The sequence below is a fragment of the Acidobacteriota bacterium genome (assembly GCA_018001935.1).
Classification (GTDB): Bacteria; Acidobacteriota; JAAYUB01; order JAAYUB01; family JAAYUB01; genus JAGNHB01.
On sequence record JAGNHB010000030.1, the window covers coordinates 1 to 19,930 of the forward strand.

The 19,930-nt window shown below is 68.4% G+C and carries 11 protein-coding genes; 6 read left to right on the plus strand and 5 right to left on the minus strand.

All coding sequences use genetic code 11. The annotated features are described in order from the left end of the window. Positions 1-701: 701 nt before the first annotated feature. Both KA419_12145 and KA419_12150 read left to right on the plus strand, forming a co-directional pair. Positions 702-3,752, plus strand: a complete 3,051-nt coding sequence (locus tag KA419_12145; GenBank protein MBP7866687.1) for a diguanylate cyclase — start codon at positions 702-704, stop codon at positions 3,750-3,752. A gap of 200 nt (positions 3,753-3,952) precedes the next feature. Next, positions 3,953-7,024: a protein kinase gene (locus tag KA419_12150; protein MBP7866688.1), complete on the plus strand. Its 3,072-nt coding sequence runs from the start codon at positions 3,953-3,955 to the stop codon at positions 7,022-7,024. Between the two features lie 39 nt (positions 7,025-7,063). Here the strand turns inward: KA419_12150 and KA419_12155 are convergent, their stop codons facing one another. From KA419_12155 to KA419_12165, 3 genes are all read right to left on the minus strand, one after another. Then, positions 7,064-7,735 (minus strand): helix-turn-helix transcriptional regulator, encoded by a 672-nt coding sequence (locus tag KA419_12155; GenBank protein ID MBP7866689.1) that lies wholly within the window; start codon positions 7,733-7,735, stop codon positions 7,064-7,066. A gap of 293 nt (positions 7,736-8,028) precedes the next feature. Continuing rightward, positions 8,029-9,228 carry an ATP-dependent 6-phosphofructokinase gene (locus KA419_12160; GenBank protein MBP7866690.1) on the minus strand — a complete coding sequence of 400 codons (1,200 nt, stop codon included), beginning with the start codon at positions 9,226-9,228 and terminating at the stop codon, positions 8,029-8,031. Positions 9,229-9,526: 298 nt separating this feature from the next. Next, positions 9,527-10,198 carry a helix-turn-helix transcriptional regulator gene (locus tag KA419_12165; protein MBP7866691.1) on the minus strand — a complete coding sequence of 224 codons (672 nt, stop codon included), beginning with the start codon at positions 10,196-10,198 and terminating at the stop codon, positions 9,527-9,529. A 554-nt stretch (positions 10,199-10,752) separates the two neighbouring features. Between KA419_12165 and KA419_12170 the strand changes: the two genes are divergently transcribed. From KA419_12170 to KA419_12185, 4 genes are all read left to right on the plus strand, one after another. Then, entirely contained in the window at positions 10,753-13,800 is a 3,048-nt protein-coding gene (locus KA419_12170; protein MBP7866692.1) for a diguanylate cyclase, read from the plus strand. Then, positions 13,797-17,129, plus strand: a complete 3,333-nt coding sequence (locus KA419_12175; GenBank protein ID MBP7866693.1) for a protein kinase — start codon at positions 13,797-13,799, stop codon at positions 17,127-17,129. The genes KA419_12170 and KA419_12175 overlap by 4 nt, the downstream gene beginning before the upstream one ends. A gap of 88 nt (positions 17,130-17,217) precedes the next feature. Beyond that, positions 17,218-18,366, plus strand: a complete 1,149-nt coding sequence (metK, locus tag KA419_12180; GenBank protein MBP7866694.1) for a methionine adenosyltransferase — start codon at positions 17,218-17,220, stop codon at positions 18,364-18,366. Positions 18,367-18,646: 280 nt separating this feature from the next. Continuing rightward, positions 18,647-18,853, plus strand: coding sequence for a 30S ribosomal protein S21 (locus tag KA419_12185; protein ID MBP7866695.1), 207 nt, complete (start codon positions 18,647-18,649; stop codon positions 18,851-18,853). Positions 18,854-19,069: 216 nt separating this feature from the next. On the opposite strand, the gene KA419_12190 is transcribed toward KA419_12185, so the two are convergent. Next, positions 19,070-19,456 (minus strand): type II toxin-antitoxin system VapC family toxin, encoded by a 387-nt coding sequence (locus KA419_12190; protein MBP7866696.1) that lies wholly within the window; start codon positions 19,454-19,456, stop codon positions 19,070-19,072. Positions 19,457-19,459: 3 nt separating this feature from the next. Further along, positions 19,460-19,738, minus strand: a complete 279-nt coding sequence (locus KA419_12195) for an AbrB/MazE/SpoVT family DNA-binding domain-containing protein (GenBank protein ID MBP7866697.1) — start codon at positions 19,736-19,738, stop codon at positions 19,460-19,462. Positions 19,739-19,930: the final 192 nt, after the last annotated feature.

Below are 19,930 nucleotides of genomic sequence, written 5' to 3' on the forward strand. Positions count from 1 at the left end.
CCCCACCCCCGCGCCGGGACGGCGCGTGCGAACCAGAAAGTTCGTACGCGTCGTCCCGACGCGGACCACAAACCCCACCCCAAACCTCGCCCCCCCACCCCCGCGCCGGGACGGCGCGTGCGAACCAGAAAGTTCGTACGCGTCGTCCCGACGCGGATCGGGATTGGACGTTCGCGGACCCCGCCCCGAAGGGGAGGGGGCGTCCCAGCCGGGGGCCAGACGCGGGCGCCGGTCCCGATCGGCCCGGAGGCCGGAACGTTCCGGGCGCCCGCGTCGCCGCCCCCGGGACGCGGCGGGGGGAGGTGGAAAAAACGCACCCTGAAGGGGTGCGGGCAAATCCCCGAACCGGTAGGCGGCACCCGAAGCGGCCGGGGCGGTTTCGCTTTCACTTTAGACAGAACCTGGCACCTGTGCCCCTCTCACAGAGGCACGGAGGCACGGAGAAACGCAAATCGTATTGAATAGAATCAACAATCCTTCTGATTCCTTTCCGTGCCCCCGTGCCTCCGTGAGATCCGAATCCGGGCTTTTCCGACCGTGTCATTGCTGAATGCGACCGGATCGCCTGTCCGGCCGGGTTTCCGGCCGGTTGAGGAATCACAGGGTTTTCGCCTTGCAGGAGAAGGAAATCCCCGAAATCCGCCTTGACATCGTGGTGAGGCTTGGCTAGGCTTGGCCTCAGCCCGTGATCGAGGCGGTGAATGCCCAGGGGGAAGACCCGTCGGAACCGGTGGATTGCGATCGTCGGCGTCGTTGCCGGGATGGCGATCCTCATCCCCGGTCTCACCGCGGGCCCCACGCCGCCTCTCTCCGCCCTCCGGCACGAGAGCTGGGGAAAAGAGAACGGAATCCCCTCCAACCTCTGGGGAGTCGCCCAGACCCTCGACGGCTACCTCTGGTTGGCCTCCGACGACGGTCTCGTCCGTTTCGACGGCGTTCGGGGCGTCTGTTTCAACCGGCAGAACGTCCCCGCCATGAGCATGAACCTGGTTTCCGGAGTGCTCGCCGCGCGGGACGGGTCGCTCTACGCCGCCATCCTGAGCGGCGGCCTGCTGCGGTGCCACCAGGGGGAATTCAGGACCTGGACGAGCCGGGACGGCCTCCCCGGAGACACCGTCACGGCGCTCGCGGAAGGGACCGACGGCTCGGTCTGGATCGGCACCCTGAACGGGGGGTTGGCGCGCCTGTGGGGCGGCGCGCTCTCCGTTCACCGCGGCGGGAAGGGGCAGGACACCCTCCCCGCCGTCTCGGCCCTCTGCCCCGACGGAAGCGGGGGGCTGTGGATCGGCACCCTGGAAGGTCTCTTTCATTTCGAGGGCGGCCGGCTCAACCGTTGTGAGGACAAGGAGGGAATGCCGCCGGTGCTGGTCCGGGCCATCACCCTCGACCGGCAGGGTCGCCTGTGGGTCGCCACGCACCAGAACGGTTTGTACTGCAGGGAAGGGGGCCTTTTCCGGAACGTCGGTGCGGACGCGGGCCTGCCTTCCCGCCTGGCGAGCCTCCGGGAGGACCGGCGGGGCCGCCTGTGGATCGGGACGATCCACGACGGGATTTTCTGCCTGTCGGACGGCCGGCTCGACCGCTTCGCCCCCGATGCGATCAAGGGCCTGTGGGTCCGGGGGATCTGCGAGGACCGGGAGGGCGCCCTCTGGTTCGCCCTTCCGGAAGGCGGGCTGCACCGGCTCCGGGACGCCGCGGTCGCCACGTACGGCGCGACGGAGGGGCTCCCCGCCTTCCGGGTCCGGGGCCTGTTCTGCGGCCCCGACGGGGTGCTTCGGGCAGCCGGTCCCGACGGGGTCTTCCGGTTTCTGCCGGGGAGCGACGGGCCCGGCGGACCGGGACGCGAGGGCGTGCCAAGCCCCGTCGCGGGCGGGGCCCGGTTCGTCCCCGAGGGGCGTTGGCCATCCCGGTCCGTCCACGCCTTGTCGCTGGCCATGGACAAATCCAACCGTCTGTGGGCCGGCACGAAGAGCGGCGAACTCTACCTCCTCCGGGGCCAGGCCTGGCAGCCGGTGCCCCTTCACGATCTGCGGGCGGCTTTTTCCATCACCGCGCTCCTGGCGGAAGGGGACGGGATGATCCTGGGATGTTACGGCCAGAGCCGCATGGCGAACCTGTACCGGATCGACACGCCGGGCGCGCGCCCCGTCGCCCTGGAATTCGAGGGTCTCCCGCGGGACGCCTCGGTCACCACCCTGGCCCGGGACCGTTCGGGGGCGCTGTGGGTCGCCACCTTCGGCTCCGGCCTGTTCCGGGTCGAGGGCGGACGGGCCGTCCGTTACCACCCGGGGAACGGGTTGGCCAGCGACTACGTGCTGACGCTGTTCGAAGATGATCGGGGGGACCTCTGGGTGGGGACCGTGGACGGGTTGAACCGCGTCCGGGGAGGGAAAGCTCAGGGCATCCCCGGGAAATCGCCCCTGGCGCGGGAAGCGATTGCCGCCGTCATCGCCGACGATTCCGGCCACCTGTGGTTCGGGACGCCCGGAGGCCTGTTCCGGTGCGCCGCGGAATCCTTGCGCCGTGTAGCCGACGGGATGCCGGCCCCCCTCGAACTGGCCGTTTTCAACGAGAGTGACGGGATGCGGTCCGCGTCGTGCAACGGGGGGTTCAACGGGGCGGCCTGCCGGATGCCCGACGGGACGCTTTGCTTCTCCACCGAGGCGGGCGTGGCGATGGTCGATCCGGCCAGGCTTCCGAGAAATCCCCACCCGCCGCCCGTGGTCGTCGAATCCATGGAGGCCGACCGGCTGCCGGTCCCGCTCGTGCCGGGGCGAACGGACGTGCTCAACATCGCGGAAGGCCGGCGGGACTTTGCTTTCCGGTATACCGCCCTGAGCCTCCTCGTTCCCGCGCGGGTCCGCTTCCGCTACCGGCTCGAAGGCTACGACCGGGGCTGGATCGACGCGGAAGACCGCCGGGAAGCCTACTACACGAACCTGGGGCCCGGACGATACGCGTTCCGGGTCACCGCCTGCAACAACGACGGGGTGTGGAACGAGGCCGGGGATACCGTCACCTTCGAAATCCAGCCCCGCTTTGACCAGACCGCCGGGTTTCGCGCCGGAATCGCCGTGGCCGTCGGGTTCCTGGTGATCCTGCTCTTCCGCCTGCACACGCGGCGGGTTCGCCGGGGCGGGGAAGAACTCGAGCAGCGCATCCGGGACCGGACGCGGGAACTGGACGAGGCCCTGGCGCAACTCGGCCGGGAACACGACACCCTCCGGGGGCAGAGCCATACGGACCCGCTGACGGGGCTCCCCGACCGGGACCGGATGATGGACACGCTTACCCGGGAATGGGAGCGCGCCCGGGAGAGCCTCAAGCCCGTGTCGCTGATCCTGGCCGACCTGGACGATTTCGCCCTGTACAACGCGCACAACGGTCGTGACAACGGGGACGCCTGCCTTCGGAAGGTGGGAAACACCGTTCGGGATTGCGCCTTCCGGGCCTACGACCTGGCCGGTCGGTTCGCGGACGACCGCTTCGGGGTGGCCCTGGCCGAGACGGGCCTGGAGGAGGCCCGGGTGGTGGCCGAGCGTATCCGGGCGGCGGTGGAGTCCCTGGGGATCCCGCACCCGGGCTCCCGGGTGACGGACCACCTCACCGTCAGCCTCGGGGTTGCCAGCCTCGTCCCGACACCGCGTTCGGACCCGGAAGACCTCGTGGCGCAGGCCGAGCAGGCCCTTTTCCGTGCGAAAGCGGCCGGCCGGAACCGGCTGGAGGCCCTGCCCGCCGAGGGCTCACCGTGAAGCGCCCGGCCGCCTTCCCGGCAGGGGAACGACGGGCCGTCGCACCGCTCCCGGGAAGACCCCCGCGTGTCTTCCGGTTGCTTACCCTGGCGGCGGGGTTGGCGCTGGCGTCCTCCCTGCCGGTTTTTCCCTTGAACCCCTCGACAAAGGTCACGCAGTACGCATTCAGAACGTGGGGCCTGGGGGAGGGGTTGCCCCAGATGTCGGTTCAGAGCCTGGCCCAGACCCGGGCCGGCCATCTCTGGCTGGGGACGCAGAACGGTCTCACCCGCTTCAACGGCGAGACCTTCCGGACCTACAGCACGGCGGAAGCACCCCAGTTGGGGTCGGACTCCTTCTGGGCGCTGGGAGTCGATGCCCGCGACCGTGTCTGGGCCTGGGCCGACGGGGGGAACGTCACCCGTTTCGACGGGCACCGCCTCGAGACCGTCCCCATCCCCGGCCTGGATTTCGAGAGCACCCACGCGGGCTCCTTCGCCGCGGCGCCGGACGGTTCCGTTTACTTCGGGACCAACAACGGGCTTTTCCGCTTCCGGGACGGCCTTCCCCCCGCCCGGATCGGGGTGCCGGAGGGGCTGCCCGGCGAGACGATCGGCGCGCTGTGCGTCGACCGGTCCGGCACCCTCTGGATCTCCCTGTACACCTTCGGCCTGGCGTATCTTCGGAACGGCCGGGTGTCGCGTTTCGCCGGCCCGCTGCCGGGGAGTTCCGTCATGGCGCTGGACTGTGCGCCGGGGGGCGACCTGTGGGTCTGCATGGACCGCTGCGTGCACGTCCTGCGGGACGGCCGGGTCCTCTCCACCATCCCCGCCTTCTGGCCGGGGAACTCGCGGGTCACCTGCCTCCGGGTCGACCGGGACGGGAACCTCTGGGTCGGCACGAACACCAGCGGGCTCTACCGGTACCGGGAGGGGCGGGTCGAACGGCTCTCCACCGCCGACGGTCTCCCGGTCAACACGCTCAACCGCCTTCTCGAGGACCAGGAAGGGAACCTGTGGGTCGGGACCAACGGCGGGGGCCTCCTTCGCCTCCGGGACGGCATCTTCACCCCCTTCACCCGTCGGGAGGGGGTGGCGGACCCCTTCTGCTGGATGGTCTGCCCGGGCGCCGGCGAGGCGGTGTGGTTCGGGACCAACTCCGGGCTGGCCTCCTGTTCGCCCGCGGGAATCCGGAACTACGGCCAGGCGGAGGGTGTTCCCGAGGTCGCGATACGGTCCGGCTTCCTCGATGCCGACGGGACCTTCTGGTTCGGGGGTTGGGGGTACTTCGGGTCTTACCGGGATCAGCGCTTCAGCATTTTCGGGGAGGCGGAGGGCCTGCCGTTCGGGGCACTGGTGTCGGCAATCCTCCGGGACGAGGCCGGGACCCTGTGGGTCGGCACCAACGGGAACGGCCTGTTCACGTTCCGGGATCGGAAGCTGGTCCCCGCCCGGATGCCGGGCGTCCTCCCCAACGCACAGGTCCGGGCCATCGTCCGGGGCGGGGACGGGCGCGTCTGGTTCGGCCTCTCGGGGATCGGGCTGGCCCTGCTGAAGAACGGTCAGTGGACCCTTTTCGACCGCAGGGACGGGATCCGGAACCTGACCCTCTTCTCCATCCTCGAGGACCCCGACGGGACCCTGTGGTTCTGCGGGAAGGGCATCCACCGGTACCGGGACGGGAAGTTCACCTGGCTGGGCGGTCGCTTGAAGGTCCCGGACGAGCATTTTCTGCAGATCGTGGACGACCGGGAGGGCAACCTCTGGCTCACCAGCCTCGACGGCATCGTGAAGGTCCCGCGGGCGGAACTCCACGCCCTGGCCGACGGACGCATCCCCACGCTTGGGCCCAAGGTCTTCGGCGTCCAGGACGGGATGCCCGTGCCGGAGTGCAACGGGGCGAACCAGTCCGCCGGGTGCCGGACGCCCGACGGCCGCTTGTGGTTTCCAACCCCCGCCGGCGTGGTGACCGTCCGGCCCCGGGATATCCCCCCGCCGGCCGCCCCGCCGCGGGTCCGGATCGAGGAGTGCCGGGTGGATTCCAGCCCGGTGGTGCTATCGGGAGAAGTGCCGCGCTTCCCCCCGGGGACCTCCCGGCTCGATTTCCAGTTCACGGGCTTGTGCCTGTCCGCGCCGGAGAGCGTGCGCTACCGGTACCGGCTGGACGGGTTCGATGAGGGCTGGCAGGATTCGGGGCCCTCCCGGAACGCCTCGTACACCCGCCTGGCGCCGGGGGCGTACTGTTTCCGCGTCTCGGCGTCCCGGCACGGGGGGCCGTGGAACGGGGAGGAAACCCGGGTCCGCTTCGAGATCCTGCCCCAGGTGCACCAGACACTCTGGTTCCAGGTCCTGGTGATCCTGGCCGCCGCCGTCGGGCTGAACTTCCTCTACCGGGGGGGGCGCAGGCTGTCGGAGAGCTTCCGCTTCTGGCGGCAGGACCATTCCCTCGGCCCCTACCGCCTCCTCGAACGGATCGGGCAGGGCGGGGCGGGGTCCGTGTACCGGGCCCGGGACCGGCGGGACGGGAAGACGGTGGCCCTCAAAGTGCTCCACGAGAGCCAGTTGGATGCCGAGGCCCTCCGGCGGCTGGCCACCGAGAGCAAGGTGATGGAAACCGTCCGGCACCCGAACATCGCCCGGATCCATGAGCAGGGCCGTGCGGGCGACCGGGTCTTTATCGCCATGGAACACGTTGAGGGCGTGACGCTCCGCCAGGTCATGGCGAAGGGGAGACAGACGGTCCCGCAAGCCCTGGCCGTCTTCCGCTTCCTCCTGGACGTTCTGGACGAACTTCACGCCCTGGGGGTCGCTCACCGGGACCTGAAACCGGAGAACCTCATGGTGAAGGCCTCCTTCCCCTGGGACGCGGCGACCGGGCCGGATACCCTGCGCGAGGGGCTGAGAAACAACCTGAAAATACTGGATTTCGGGACGGCCCGCTTCCTGGGGGGGGCGACGCTGACCCGGACCGGCGAGATCGCCGGGACCGTGTACTACCTGCCGCCGGAGTCCATCCTCGGCCGGCGGGTTTCCGGCGTCGAGCAGGACGTTTACGCCCTCGGGATGATCCTCTACGAACTCCTGGCGGGGCGGCGCCCCTACGACGCCGCGGACGAGGGCGACCTGATCGCCGCCATCGTCCACGACCCGCTCCCGCCCCCCGGGGTTTTCCAGTTCGACATCCCCGCACCGGTGTCGGACTTCGTGGCGCAGCTCATCGACCGCAACCCCTCGACCCGGCTGAAAACCCCCGAGGCCATCCGCGCCGTGCTCGACACCCTGCCGGGGGGCTGAGACGGCTTCCGGGAAGGGGGATTGGGGCGGGCCCCGGGCTCAGAGGGCCTTGGCTTCGCCGGGCGACATGCCGAAGCGTTTCCGGAAGAGGCGGCTGAAGTAGACGGGGTCGGAAAATCCCAGCATCCAGGAGAGGTTCTTGACGGAGACACCCCGGCCCTCGTTGCGAAGGATCAGGAGGGCCCGGTTGAGTTTCTCGTCCGAAATGGCTTCGTGGAGGGTGGCCCCCTGCTCCTTGCGGAATTTGTCCGCGAAGTAGTTCTTGCTCAGTTGGTAACGCTCGGCCAGGGTCTCCGTGCTCACTTGCTTGAGTTCCTCGAGGGAGCAGGTCTTGAGGAAGAAAATCACCCGCTCGGAGAACTCCCGGCCACCGGCTTCGCCGAGGTACGTCTCCAGGAAACGGGCGAGGTCCTGGACGAAACGGTCGCGCTTCGCTTCCGTATCGTTCTCGTGCAGGAATCCCTGCGAAACGAGGACATTTTTCCGGATGATCTGGTCGGACCGGTTGACGTAAAGAACGGACAGGATCCCCGACACGATGGTGAGAAAGCGCCCGTCGATCACGGGGAGAGCGCCCCGGGCGTCTTCCAGGATCACGTCCGTGACCTCCCAGAGCACTTTCCGAAACACGCCCAACCCGCGGTTCTGGAACACGTTGAGCAGATAGCGGGAGTTTTCGAGCGTTTTCGTGAAATCGAAGGCCAGGGTCATGGGCCGGGGCCTCTCTTCCGGGGTTTCCGGTGCCGCATTCTTGACTAAAACGGAACCGTTGTCAAGGGAATGAGAGGGGAAACCGGCCTCTTCTCCGGGCCCCGGTGCCTTGGCGAGCGCTGTTTCCGGAAATGAATCTCACGGAGGCACGGGGGCACGGAGCGGGCGCACGGGGCAGGGGGGTGACGGCGGCACGGCCGACGCGCTCCGGGAGCGATGCCGGACATCGTGCTTTCGCGCCGGGCCCTGCGCCTTGGCGAGGGCGCAGGAGAGGTCACCGTACCCTCCCGGGGCTACTTGCCGTCCCCGAGGCAGGTCCCCACGAGCCGGGCGGTCTTCACCCAGGGGTGGTCGGGCGGGACGGTCTTGACGCGGCCGGTGACTTTCTCCAGGGGGATGGGGATGCACTGGTCGCCCCGGACCCCCACCATGACGTTGTAGGTCCCCTCGGCCAGGAGCTGCGCGGCGGCGGTCCCCAGGCGCGTGCAGAGCAGACGGTCCGCCGGCGAGGGGATCCCGCCCCGCTGGACGTGGCCCAGGGAGGTGACCCGGACCTCGAAGCCCGTGATCATCTGGATCTGGCGGGCCAGACGGCTGGCCTTCGACTCCTGGACGAGGTGGGACTCCTTGAGCTTCGCCCCGTGATCGGCCTTCCCGTCCTCCTTCTTCGAACGGGCATCCTTCGGGTCCGGGCCCTTCTTCTCCTTCTCCTTCTCGTCCTTGCCGCCGTCCTTTTCCTTCTCGGCCTTGCGGGCGGCCTTGACCTCCTCCCGGGAGAGGGCGCCCTCGGCGACGGCGATGATGGAGAAACGTTTGCCCGAACGGCGCCGCTCCATGAGGTGGTTCACCACGGCCTCGAGGGAGTAGGGAATCTCGGGGATCAGGATGATGTCCGCGCCGCCGGCGATCCCCGCGCCCAGCGCCAGCCAGCCGGCGTTATGCCCCATGATCTCCACCACGATCATCCGGTGGTGGCTCGTGGCGGTGGTGTGAAGGCGGTCGATGGCCTCCGTGGCGATGCCCAGGGCCGTGTCGTATCCGAAACTGACGTCCGTGTGGGCCACGTCGTTGTCGATGGTCTTGGGAAGGGTCAGGACATTGAGTCCTCCCGCCTTCCAGAGGTGGAGGGCGTTTTTCGAGGTGCCGCCGCCGCCCAGGCAGACGAGGCACTGGATCCCCAGGCGCCGGGCGTTGTCCACCGCGGCCTGGGTCATGTCCATGAGGGTGCCGCCCATTTCCAGGCGGTGGGGCTTGTCGCGGCTGGTCCCCAGGATCGTGCCCCCGTGGGTGAGGATGCCGCTGACCATGGCCGACTCCAGGGAGGCGGTCCGGTTCTCCACGAGGCCGCGGAAGCCGTCGTAGACGCCGATGACCTTCATGTCGTACTCGGAGAGGGCGGGCTTGACCACGCCGCGGATGGCGGCGTTGAGGCCGGGGCAGTCACCGCCCGAAGTCAGAATGCCGATACAGCTGGTCTTGGAATGCTTTCCCATGGGTCCTCCTTCAGGGCGCTTTCGTTCACGAGTCCTTCGTTCGTCGTTGAGTCACGGCGCCGATTCTACACCCGCGAAGAGCCGGCGGCAATAGAATCTTCCTCGATATCGTCAAGGCGCGGGCTTCAGCCCAATGCCACTAACTTTTCGCTTCGGTTCAGGCATGACTCCGTCCGGCATCGGGAATGTTCAACCCCGTTGCGTCAGCCACCGTTGCCGCTTGAAAGACTTGGAAATCCTATCCCGCAGGGATAGCAGAGATTAGTTGGTTGCATTGGGACAAAGCCCGCGCCAAGATTCAAAGGTCGCGGATTTCCGTGGGGTTGAACCCGAAGCGCTTGCGGAAGAGGCGGCTGAAGTAGACGGGGTCGGAAAAGCCCAGCATCCACGAGAGCTGCTTGACCGGTACCGACTCCTCCTCGTTTTCGCTCTTGAGGGCCAGCAGGGCCCGGTTCAGTTTCTCCTCGATGACGGCGTCGTGGACCGTCATGTCTTTCTCTTTCTTGAATTTGTCCGCGAAGTAATTCCGGCTGAGGCCGAAGCGGTCGGCCATGGACTCCACGGAAGCGTTCCGAAGCTCCTCCACCGGGCAGGTCTTCAGGTAGAGCACCACGCCCTCCGAGAAGGCGTGGTCCGACCGTTCGGCGTCGAGATCCTGGAGGAAGGCCGTCAGGTCGCTCACCAGGGCTTCCCGCTTCTTGCCGAGATCGGGCTCGTTGAGGAAGTTCTCCGAGACCAGGACCGACTGGCGAATGATGAACTCGGCCCGGTTCACGAAGAGGACCGACAGGATCCCCTTGACGATGATCATGAAGCGCCCGTTCACTTCCCGGGCGTTCTCGCCGGAGGCCGAGACGATGCACCGCGCCATCTCGTCGAGCATCCGGGCGAAGTCGTCCTTCCCCCTCTGCCGCCAGGCTTTCAGCAGGAGGCGGGAACTCTCCAGGGTTTTGGTGAAATCCAGAGGCACCGTCGTGACCCTCCGCTCAACCCCTTCCTTTCATGTCGACAGCTCAATGTAACGTGTTCCGCGCGGTGGTGTCAAGCCCCAACCCGGGTGAAGCGGAAGGGGATTACGGAATAAACGGAAATTGAACCATGGAATAGACGGAATTGAACCACGAACCACACGAAACACACAAACGGGGAAGATGGAATCCAGAATCCAGAATTCAAAATACAGGGGGCAGGGAGACGGTAGTCTGGAGGCAGGAGAAAGGGATTGGAGGCGGGAGACAGGAGACAGGAGACAGGAGGCCGAAGACTGAAGACCGGAGATGGGGGCCGGCCCATTCACGGTGAGCGGAGACGGTTCCTCTCCGTGCCCCTGTGCCTTGGCGAGAGGACATTCCGCAAGAAACCCACACGGAGGCATGGGGGAACGGGGAGGACGCAATGGGGTCGCGGGGGCCTGGAAAAGACGCGACGGGGGCCTGGAGAAGACGCAGGCGAGGGAGTTCCGGACGGTCCCACTTGATTTACAGACCCGAATGGCTTATCCTCACCCCATCGAAAGGACGGACCATGACGACGTCCCGCACCCGATCAGCACGATACCGACTGGGAGCGATCCTTGGCCTGGCGGCCGCCGCGCTCTCCGGCGCCGTCGTCTTTGCGCTCGACCCCCAAACGCCCCTGAGCGTTTACATTCACGAGACCTGGCGCCGGGAGCAGGGGGTCAGCGCCGGGATCCGCTGCATCGCCCAGACGCGCGACGGTTACCTCTGGCTGGGGACCGACGACGGGTTGATCCGGTTCGACGGCGTCCGGACCGTGCGGTTCAACCGGCGGAACACCCCCGGGATGGTCACGGGCGCCGTGGCCACCCTCTGCGCCTCCCCGGGGGGCGGCCTGTGGATCGGTTTCCTGGGCGGGGGCCTGATGCGGTACGAGGGCGGGGGTTTCCACCACTGGGGGGGCCGGGAGGGGCTGCCGGAGGATTCCGTCGTGTCGTTGCTGGAAGGGCCGGACGGCTCCCTCTGGCTCGGCACCCTGAACGGGGGGCTCTTCCGCTTCCGGCAGGGGCGGTTCACCCGGGAGGGGACGGCGCCCGGATCGCTGCCGCACCCCATGGTGACGTCCCTGTGCCAGGACCCCGCGGGGCGCCTCTGGATCGGGACCCGCAAGGGGCTGGTGAGTTACGACGGGCGGCGGTTCCGGGCCTGGGGGGACCCGGACGGGCTGCCGGCCACCACCATCCTGAAGATCGTGTGCGACCGGGGCGGGCGCCTGTGGGTGACCACCAGCGATTCCGGGCTTTTCCGGTCCGAGGGGGACCGGTTCTCGCGCGTCGGGGCCGAGTCGGGGGTCCCGGACTCGCTGGACGGCCTGTTCGAGGATGCGGACGGCAACATCTGGGTCGGGACCAGCCGGAACGGCCTGCTGCGGTATGCAAACGGCCGGTTCCAGGCCCTGAAGACCGATTCGATGCCCGACTGCAGCGTGACCTCGATCCTGGAGGACCGGGAGGGGTCCCTCTGGTTCGGGATGAACGGGGGCGGCCTCCATCGCCTGCGGAACGGCGTCGTCGAGACCTGGGGGCGGGAGGAGGGGTTGGCCTCCTCCTACGTCTACGGGCTCCTCGATGGCGGCGATGGGTCGGTGTGGGTCGGCACCGAACAGGGAGTCGACCGTCTCGTGCCCCTGGCGGGGCGGGACCGCGGCAACGGCGCCGGTGAGGGCGCCCCTCCCGGGGGCCGGCCGGGCTTGTGGACCGTGACGGCGGGCGGGGCCGGGCTGCCGCCGAAAACCTGCATCGTGAGCCTGGCCCGCGACGCCCGGGGCCGGCTCTGGGCGGGCACGGACGCCGGGAGCCTCTACTGCCGGGACGGGGACCGCTGGCGCCGGGTCCTCGCGCAGAAAGGGACGGGGACCTTCGCCATCCCGGCCCTGCTGGCGGACGGGGACCACCTCTGGCTGGGGACCTTCGGCCACCACCACGACCTGTTCCGGGTCGACGGCCCGGGGGAGCCACCCCGCCCCGTGACGATCGAGGGACTTCCGACCGACGCCAACCTCACGTGCCTTTTCAGGGACCGGTCCGGGACGCTCTGGGTGGGGACCTACGGGATGGGGCTCTTTCGGGTCAGGGACGGCCGGGCTCTGCGCTACGCCGACCACAACCGGTTCATCCTCTCGCTCTGGGAGGACGAGCGCGGGGACCTCTGGGTGGGAAGCGCGGGCGGCCTGTGGCGGATCCACGACGGGAAGGCGAAGGTCTGCACCGTCCGCGAGGGGTTGGCGGACGACGTGATCACCGCGATCCTGCCCGACGGCGGCGGGAACCTCTGGCTCGGGACCCAGGCGGGGATCGGCCGCTGTTCGCTCGCCGCGTTGCGCCGCTTCATGGACGGTTCGCTCCCCTCGGTTTCGTGCACCGTTCTCGGGCGGACGGAGGGCATGCGGACGGAGGACTGCAACGGGGGGTTCACCCGGGCCGGCGTCCGGTTGCCCGACGGCACCTTGTGTTTTTCCACCACCGAGGGCGTCGCCATGGTGAACCCCGCGAGGCTGCAGGGCAATCTCCGACCCCCGCCGGTGGTCATCGAGGCGGTGCTGTGCGACCGCCAGCCGCTCCCGCTCTTTCCCTCCGGAGACGGGGTGGCCCGGGTCGAGCCGGAGAAACGGGATTTCGAGTTCCAGTACACGGCGCTCAGCTTCGTGGTCCCGTCGAAGATCCGCTTCCGGTTTCGACTGGAAGGGTACGACACCGACTGGAACGAGGTGGAGGACCGCCGGAAGGCCTACTACACCAACCTGGAACCGGGACGGTACACCTTCCGGGTCATCGCCTGCAACAACGAGGGGGTCTGGAACGAGACCGGGGCCGCTTTCGCCTTCGAGATCGTGCCCCGGTTCCGGGAGACCCTCGGGTTCCGGATCCTGCTGGGGACTGTTCTCGTCCTCTGCGTGGCCGCCTACATCCACCTCCGGCTCTGGCGGATGCGGCGACGGAAACGGGAACTGGAGAGGCTGGTTCGCGTGCGGACGGAACAGCTGGAGGAGGCCGTCACCCAGCTCAAGGACGCTAACGACGAGCTGCAGCGTCTCGCGGTGACGGACCCGCTCACCGGGATCGCCAACCGCCGGAGACTGCTCGACGGGCTGGAGAAGGAGTGGCGGCGGTCCTCCCGCAACGCCAAGCCCCTCTCCCTGGTCATGCTGGACGTGGACGACTTCAAACGGTACAACGACCAGAACGGGCACCAGGAGGGCGACGCGTGTCTCCGGAAGGTGGGGCAGGCCATCCGGGACACCGTTTTCCGCCCGGCGGACCTGGCCGGGCGCTACGGCGGCGAGGAGTTCGGCGTGGTGCTGGCGGAGACGGACGTGGAGGGGGCCCGGTGCGTGGCGGAGCGAATCCGGGCGGCGGTGGAAGCCCTGGCGATCCCCCACCCCGGTTCCCGGGTGGTGGACCACGTCACCGTCAGTTTGGGCGTCGCCAGCCTGGTACCGGGCCGGCACACCTCCCCCATGGAACTGGTCTCCCTCGCCGACCAGGCGCTGTACCGGGCCAAGGCCGAAGGACGAAACCGGGTGGCTTGCCATCGCCCGGAGGGCGGGGCCGCATGAGCCGCCCGCACCGCCCCGTCCGGCCGGGAAGGGCCCCCGAGAGGGCGTCGGGAAGGGGAAACCTCACCCCCTGCCGCCGGGTGTCCGCCCGGGGGGCCGCGGTGCTCCTGCTGCTGACGCTCTGCCTCCCCTGGGCCCCGGCCCTGGACCCCTCGCGGAACGTCCGGCAGTACATCCAGGACACCTGGGGCCTCAAGGAGGGGCTGCCCCAGCTCTCCGTCCAGCAGATGGCCCAGGACCGGTCGGGCTACCTCTGGATCGGCACCCAGAACGGGATCGCCTGCTTCAACGGGACGGATTTCCGGGTCTACGACACGCGGAACACCCCGCAGATCGAGGAGGATTCCGTCTACGCGCTGGGGGTCGACGCGAAGGACCGCGTCTGGGCCTGGCCCAACGTGGCCTCCCTGGTGCGGATCGAGAGGCCGCGGGTCGAGCGCGTCGCGGTCCCGGGCCTGCTGCCCAGCCTCACCACGGTCGTCTGTTTCGCCACGGGGGGGGACGGTTCCGTCTGGTTCGGCTCCAACACGGGGCTGTTCCGTTTCCGGGACGCCGAGCCGCCGCTCCGCCTGGGCATGCAGGACGGCCTTCCGTCCAACGACATCGCCAGCCTGTGCGTCGATCGCCGGGGGGTCCTCTGGATCGGCACCCGCGGCAGCGGGTTGGCCACCTATCAGGACGGGAGGGTCACGCCGGTTCAGAGCCGGACCGCCCCGCGCTCGGTGCAGGCGCTCTGGGCCGCCGCGGACGGTCGGGTGCTGGCTGGCAGCGAGGCCGGCGTGACGATCTTCGAATCCGGCCGGGAGATCTCCACGCAGCCGGGGCCGTGGCCGGAGGGGTCCCGGGTGACGTGCCTGCGGGTGGACCGGGACGGGAACCTCTGGACCGGTACGGACAACGCCGGCCTCTACCGGGTGCGGGACGGCAGGGCCGACCGTCTCTCGAAGGCGGAGGGGCTGCCCGTCAACGGCATCTGCAGCCTCCTGGAGGACCGGGAGGGCGCCCTCTGGGTGGGGACCAACGGCGGCGGGCTGGTGCGGCTTCGGGACGGCCTGTTCACCCCCGTCACCCACCGCATCGGGCTGGGGGACGACTTCTGCTGGATGGTCTGCCCGGGGGAGGGGGACGCCGTCTGGATCGGGACCAACTCGGGGCTCTCCGGCTATGACGGGCACGCGGTGCGGAACCCGAGCCGGGAGAACGGGGTCCCCGAGGTGGCCGTCCGCGCGGGGTACCGGGACACCGACGGGCGGTTCTGGTTCGGCGGGCGCGGCCTCCTCGGCCACACGGACGGGACGTCCTTCACCCTCTACGGGGAGAGGGACGGGGTCCCCGGCGACAGCACCATCAGCGCCATTGCCCGCGACGACGCGGGGAACCTGTGGGTGGGGACCATCGGCCGCGGGCTGTACAACTTCCGGGACGGCCGGCTGGAGCCGATCCGGATGCCCGGGGTCCCCGCGGGGGCCAACGTGCGGGCCGTCGTCCCCGGCCCGGACGGCCGCCTCTGGTTCGGGATCTTCGGCGTGGGGCTCGGTGTCCTGTCCGGGGGGCGGTGGACCCTCTTCGACCAGCGGGACGGGCTGCGGAACCTCGGTGTCCTGGCCGTCTGCGTGCGGCCCGACGGGACGGTCTGGTTCGGCGCGGGGGGCCTTCACCGCTACCGGGGGGGAAACTTCGTGAACCTCGACCGGAAGCTCGAGATGCCCGACAAGCACCTGGTGCAGATCCTCGACGACGGGGTCGGGTACGCGTGGGTCTGCAACCTCAAGGGGATCGTCCGGGTGTCCTGGGAGGACCTCGACGCGCTGGCCGACGGGAGGGCCGCCGGGGCCCGCACCCGGGTGTTCGGGCTGTGGGACGGTCTGCCGTCCACCGAGTGCAACGGGGCCAACCAGTCCGCGGGCTGCCGCACCCCGGACGGGAAACTCTGGTTCCCCACCACCGGCGGCGTGGCTTTCGTCGACCCCCGGGCGGTGATGGCCGTGCCGGCGCCCCCGAAGGTCCGCATCGACGAGTGCCGGGCGGACGACCGCCCCGTCGACCCCCGGGAGCCCGGGCTCGCCTTTCCCCCGGGCACCGCCCACCTGTACATCGGCTTCACCAGCCTCTACTTCACCGCCCCCGAGCGGGTGCGCTTCCGCTACCGCCTGGACGGCCTCGACGCGGACTGGCGGGAGGGGACGGGCCTGCGCAACGCCGTGTACACCAACCTTTCCCCCGGGGAGTACACCTTCCGCGTGAGCGCCTGCAACGCGGACGGCGCCTGGAACCCCGACGAGGCCGTCCTCGCCTTCGAGATCCGCCCGTTCTTCTACCAGACGGCCTGGTTCCGGTGGTCGCTCTTCGTCCTGGCGGTGGTCGGGGTGAACTTTCTGCTCAAGGGCGGGCGAAAGCTGGTGGAGACCCTCCGCTACTGGCGCCGGAACCACTATTTCGCGCACTTCCGGATCCTCGAGCAGATCGGCCGGGGCGGGGCCGGGAACGTCTACCGCGCCCGGGACACCCGCAACGGCCGCCTCGTGGCGCTGAAGATCATTCACCGGGAGGCGGCGGACCCGGCCGCCATCCGCCGCCTGGTGACGGAGGGGCGCATCTCCGGGACCATCCGGCACCCCAACATCGTGGAGATCCTGGAGCAGGGGGACTACGCCGGCCGGCTTTACTTCGCCATGGAGTTCGTGGAGGGGGTCACCCTCCGGGACCTCATGAACCGGCGCCGCCTCCCCGTCGCGCACTCCATGGAACTGTTCCGGATTCTCCTGGGGGTGATCGAGGACCTCCACAAGTCCGGGATCGCCCACCGCGACTTGAAACCCGAGAACATCATGGTGAAGTCCACGTTCGAGTGGGCGGACGAACTGCCTCCCCACGCCGTTCGGGAAGGGCTCGGCGCCGCCCTGCGGGTGCTCGACTTCGGGACGGCCCGGTTCATCGACTCCCGGACCCTGACCCGGACCGGGCAGTTCGAGGGGACCCTGTACTACCTCCCGCCCGAATTCTTCCTGGGGCAGCGGGTTTCCGGCACCGAGCAGGATTACTACGCCCTGGGCATCATCCTCTACGAACTCCTGGGCGGGCGCCGCCCCTTCGCCGCCCAGGACGACACCGACCTCATCGCCGCCATCCTCCACGACCCCCTCCCGCCGCCGGGGGCCTTCCAGTTCGACGTGCCCGCCCCGCTCTCGGACCTGGTCCTGAACCTCATCGACCGGAACGCCCAGCGCCGGCTGAAATCCTTCGTCGCCATCCGGGAGCGGCTCGACGCCCTCGCGGCGAACCCCGGGGACCCCCGACCGGCCCCGGGCGGCGAGGCGCCGGCGCGGTGAACCGGCAGGGCCCCGATGATTTTCGTTGCACGAGCGGCGGACTTGTGCTATCTATGCGATTTACTTTTGCGGAAGGAGGACCCGCCGCGTGGACCAGAATGAACGTTATCTCTTTTCCTCAGAGTCGGTTACGGAAGGCCATCCCGACAAGATCGCCGACCAGATCAGCGACTCCGTGCTGGACGCCATCCTCGGCCAGGACAAGTACGGCCGCGTGGCGTGCGAGACCCTGGTGACCACCGGCCTGGCCGTCGTGGCGGGCGAGATCACCACCGACTGCTACGTGGACATTCCCAGCGTGGTGCGCAGCACCCTGAAGAAGATCGGTTACACCGACTCCGCCTACGGCATCGACTACGAGACCTGCGGCGTGGTGACCACCATCGACCGGCAGTCGCCCGACATCGCCCAGGGGGTCGACACCGGCGGCGCCGGCGACCAGGGCATCATGTTCGGCTTCGCCTGCAACGAGACCGCCGAACTCATGCCCACCCCCATCGACCTTGCCCACAAGCTCACCCTGCGCCTCTCCGAGGCCCGGCGGAAAGGGATCATCAAGTACCTCCGCCCCGACGGCAAGAGCCAGGTCACGGTGGAGTACGAGGGGCACCGGCCGGTGCGCGTCCCGGCCGTCGTGGTCAGCACCCAGCACGACGACGTCGACATCAAGATCCTCCGCGAGGAAGTGGAGGACCACATCATCCGGCACGTGATCCCCGGGGAGTTGATGACCAAGGAGACCCAGTTCCACATCAATCCCACCGGGCGCTTCGTCCGCGGCGGCCCGCACGCCGACTGCGGCCTCACCGGGCGCAAGATCATCGTGGACACCTACGGCGGCATGGGCCGGCACGGCGGCGGCGCCTTCTCGGGCAAGGACCCGACGAAGGTGGACCGTTCCGCCTCCTACATGGCGCGGCACATCGCGAAGAACGTCGTGGCCGCCGGCCTGGCGGACCGGGCGGAGATCCAGCTGGCCTACGCCATCGGCGTTGCCCAGCCCGTGAGCGTCCTGCTGGAGACCTTCGGGACCGGCAAGGCGGACAAGAACCGCATCGAGAAGGCGGTGCGCGAGGTGTTCCCCCTGACGCCGCGGGGCATCATCGACTATTTGGACCTGCTCAACCCCATCTACTGCGCCACCGCGTCCTACGGTCACTTCGGCCGGCGCGAGCACGGGTTCACCTGGGAACTGACCAACAAGACCGAGGAACTCCGCACGGCGGTGGGGTGGTAGGCCGTAGGCTATAGGCTATAGGCTGTAGGCTGTAGGTCCGGAGCATTTTCGTCGGGGTCGGAATCGGTATCGGTATCGGTATCGCAGTCGCAATCGGTATCGCAGTCGCAATCGATATCGGTATCGAGACCGGCGCCGCTTCCCGAACCGCCCCCCCCGGTCATCGGCTCCGGGGACCCTTGCATACGATGCCGACGCTAACCCCGTTGCCGGCCCCGGAAGGGTCGGCATCGGCCTAAGAGAAAAATACGACCCGACACGGGAGAGGAGGTGAAACAACGTGGCCTTCGTCGCACTGCAGGAAGGGGAGAGCCTGGAGAACGCCCTTCGCCGTTTCAAGCGGAAAGTCCAGCAGGAGGACATCATCAAGGAGATCAAGAAGCACTCCTTCTACCTCAAGCCGGGTGAGAAGCTGAGGATCAAGCAGGCGCTCGCCCGCAAACGCCTCCGCAAGAAGATGCGCAGCATCCAGCGCAAGCTGGATTGATCCCGAAGACCCCCGCCGCCGGCCCTCGAAAGCCGGCGGCGCTGTTTTTCACCCTGTGATGGCTCAAACAAAGGCTTTACAGACAATTTCCCGTTGGTTTTCCGACTTCTTACGAACGCATCAAGTTTTACAAGGTGGAGCGGATGACAGTCATGCAGGGGATCGTTCGCTGCTGTTTCCTCTGGATAAACTCTGGGGATAAAGCAGTAAGCAAAGTCATTCAAGGAGATGGGCCCCGTCGAGCCTGCCCAGCCGGGCGTCGAAAGTCGCCAGCGGGATCTCGGAGGCGGCACGGGCCGACTCCAGGATGAAGGCGTCCGCGAAGTCGATACCGGAAGCCTCCCAGCGGTCAAGAGCCGCTTCCAGGACCGCCGGTTGCTGAACATTGAACTCCGCCGCGTCCAGGAGCATCCGGACCACGGCACAGACCCTGCCCTTGTCGACCTTGTAACAGCATGACAGCACCCAGGCAAGCTCCAGTACGGTCAAGTGAGCCACCCAGACGGGCTTGTTACGGTTCAGGAATTCCAGGGCTTTCGCGTACTGTTCCGGATCGTCCCGGGTCACCAGTCGAACGAGAATGTTGGTATCGACCGCCGCCATGCGTCAATCCCCCGCCGCCGGCGCCGGATGCCGGGTCCGCACGGCCATAAAATCACGCCTGGCTTTCAGGATATCGTCGTCTGTCTGCCGGGACAGGGGGACCTCCTCCAGAAGGGCATGGATGTCCGCCAACGCTCGCCGCTTGGGACGGATCACGTACTCCCCGTTTGCCCCCCGATCCCAGATCAGCTCGGTTCCGGGCCCGATGTCCAGTTCTCTTCGAACGGCGGCCGGAATGGAAATCTGCCCCTGGCGGGTGACCCTCGATTGCGCAACTCGCATCTCGTCCTCCTTCGGATAGGCCTATTACCTATGGTAATGAAATCAGTGCCCCCTGTCAAGTGCAGGCTTGACATTCGCACGCGCCGTCCCGGCGCGGGGGAGGGGGGGACCCGAAAGATCGTGGTGTGGAGAACGTGAGCGGGAAACAAATGACCCGGAACAAGTTGGTCGGCTCCAGGACCGCCGGGTGCC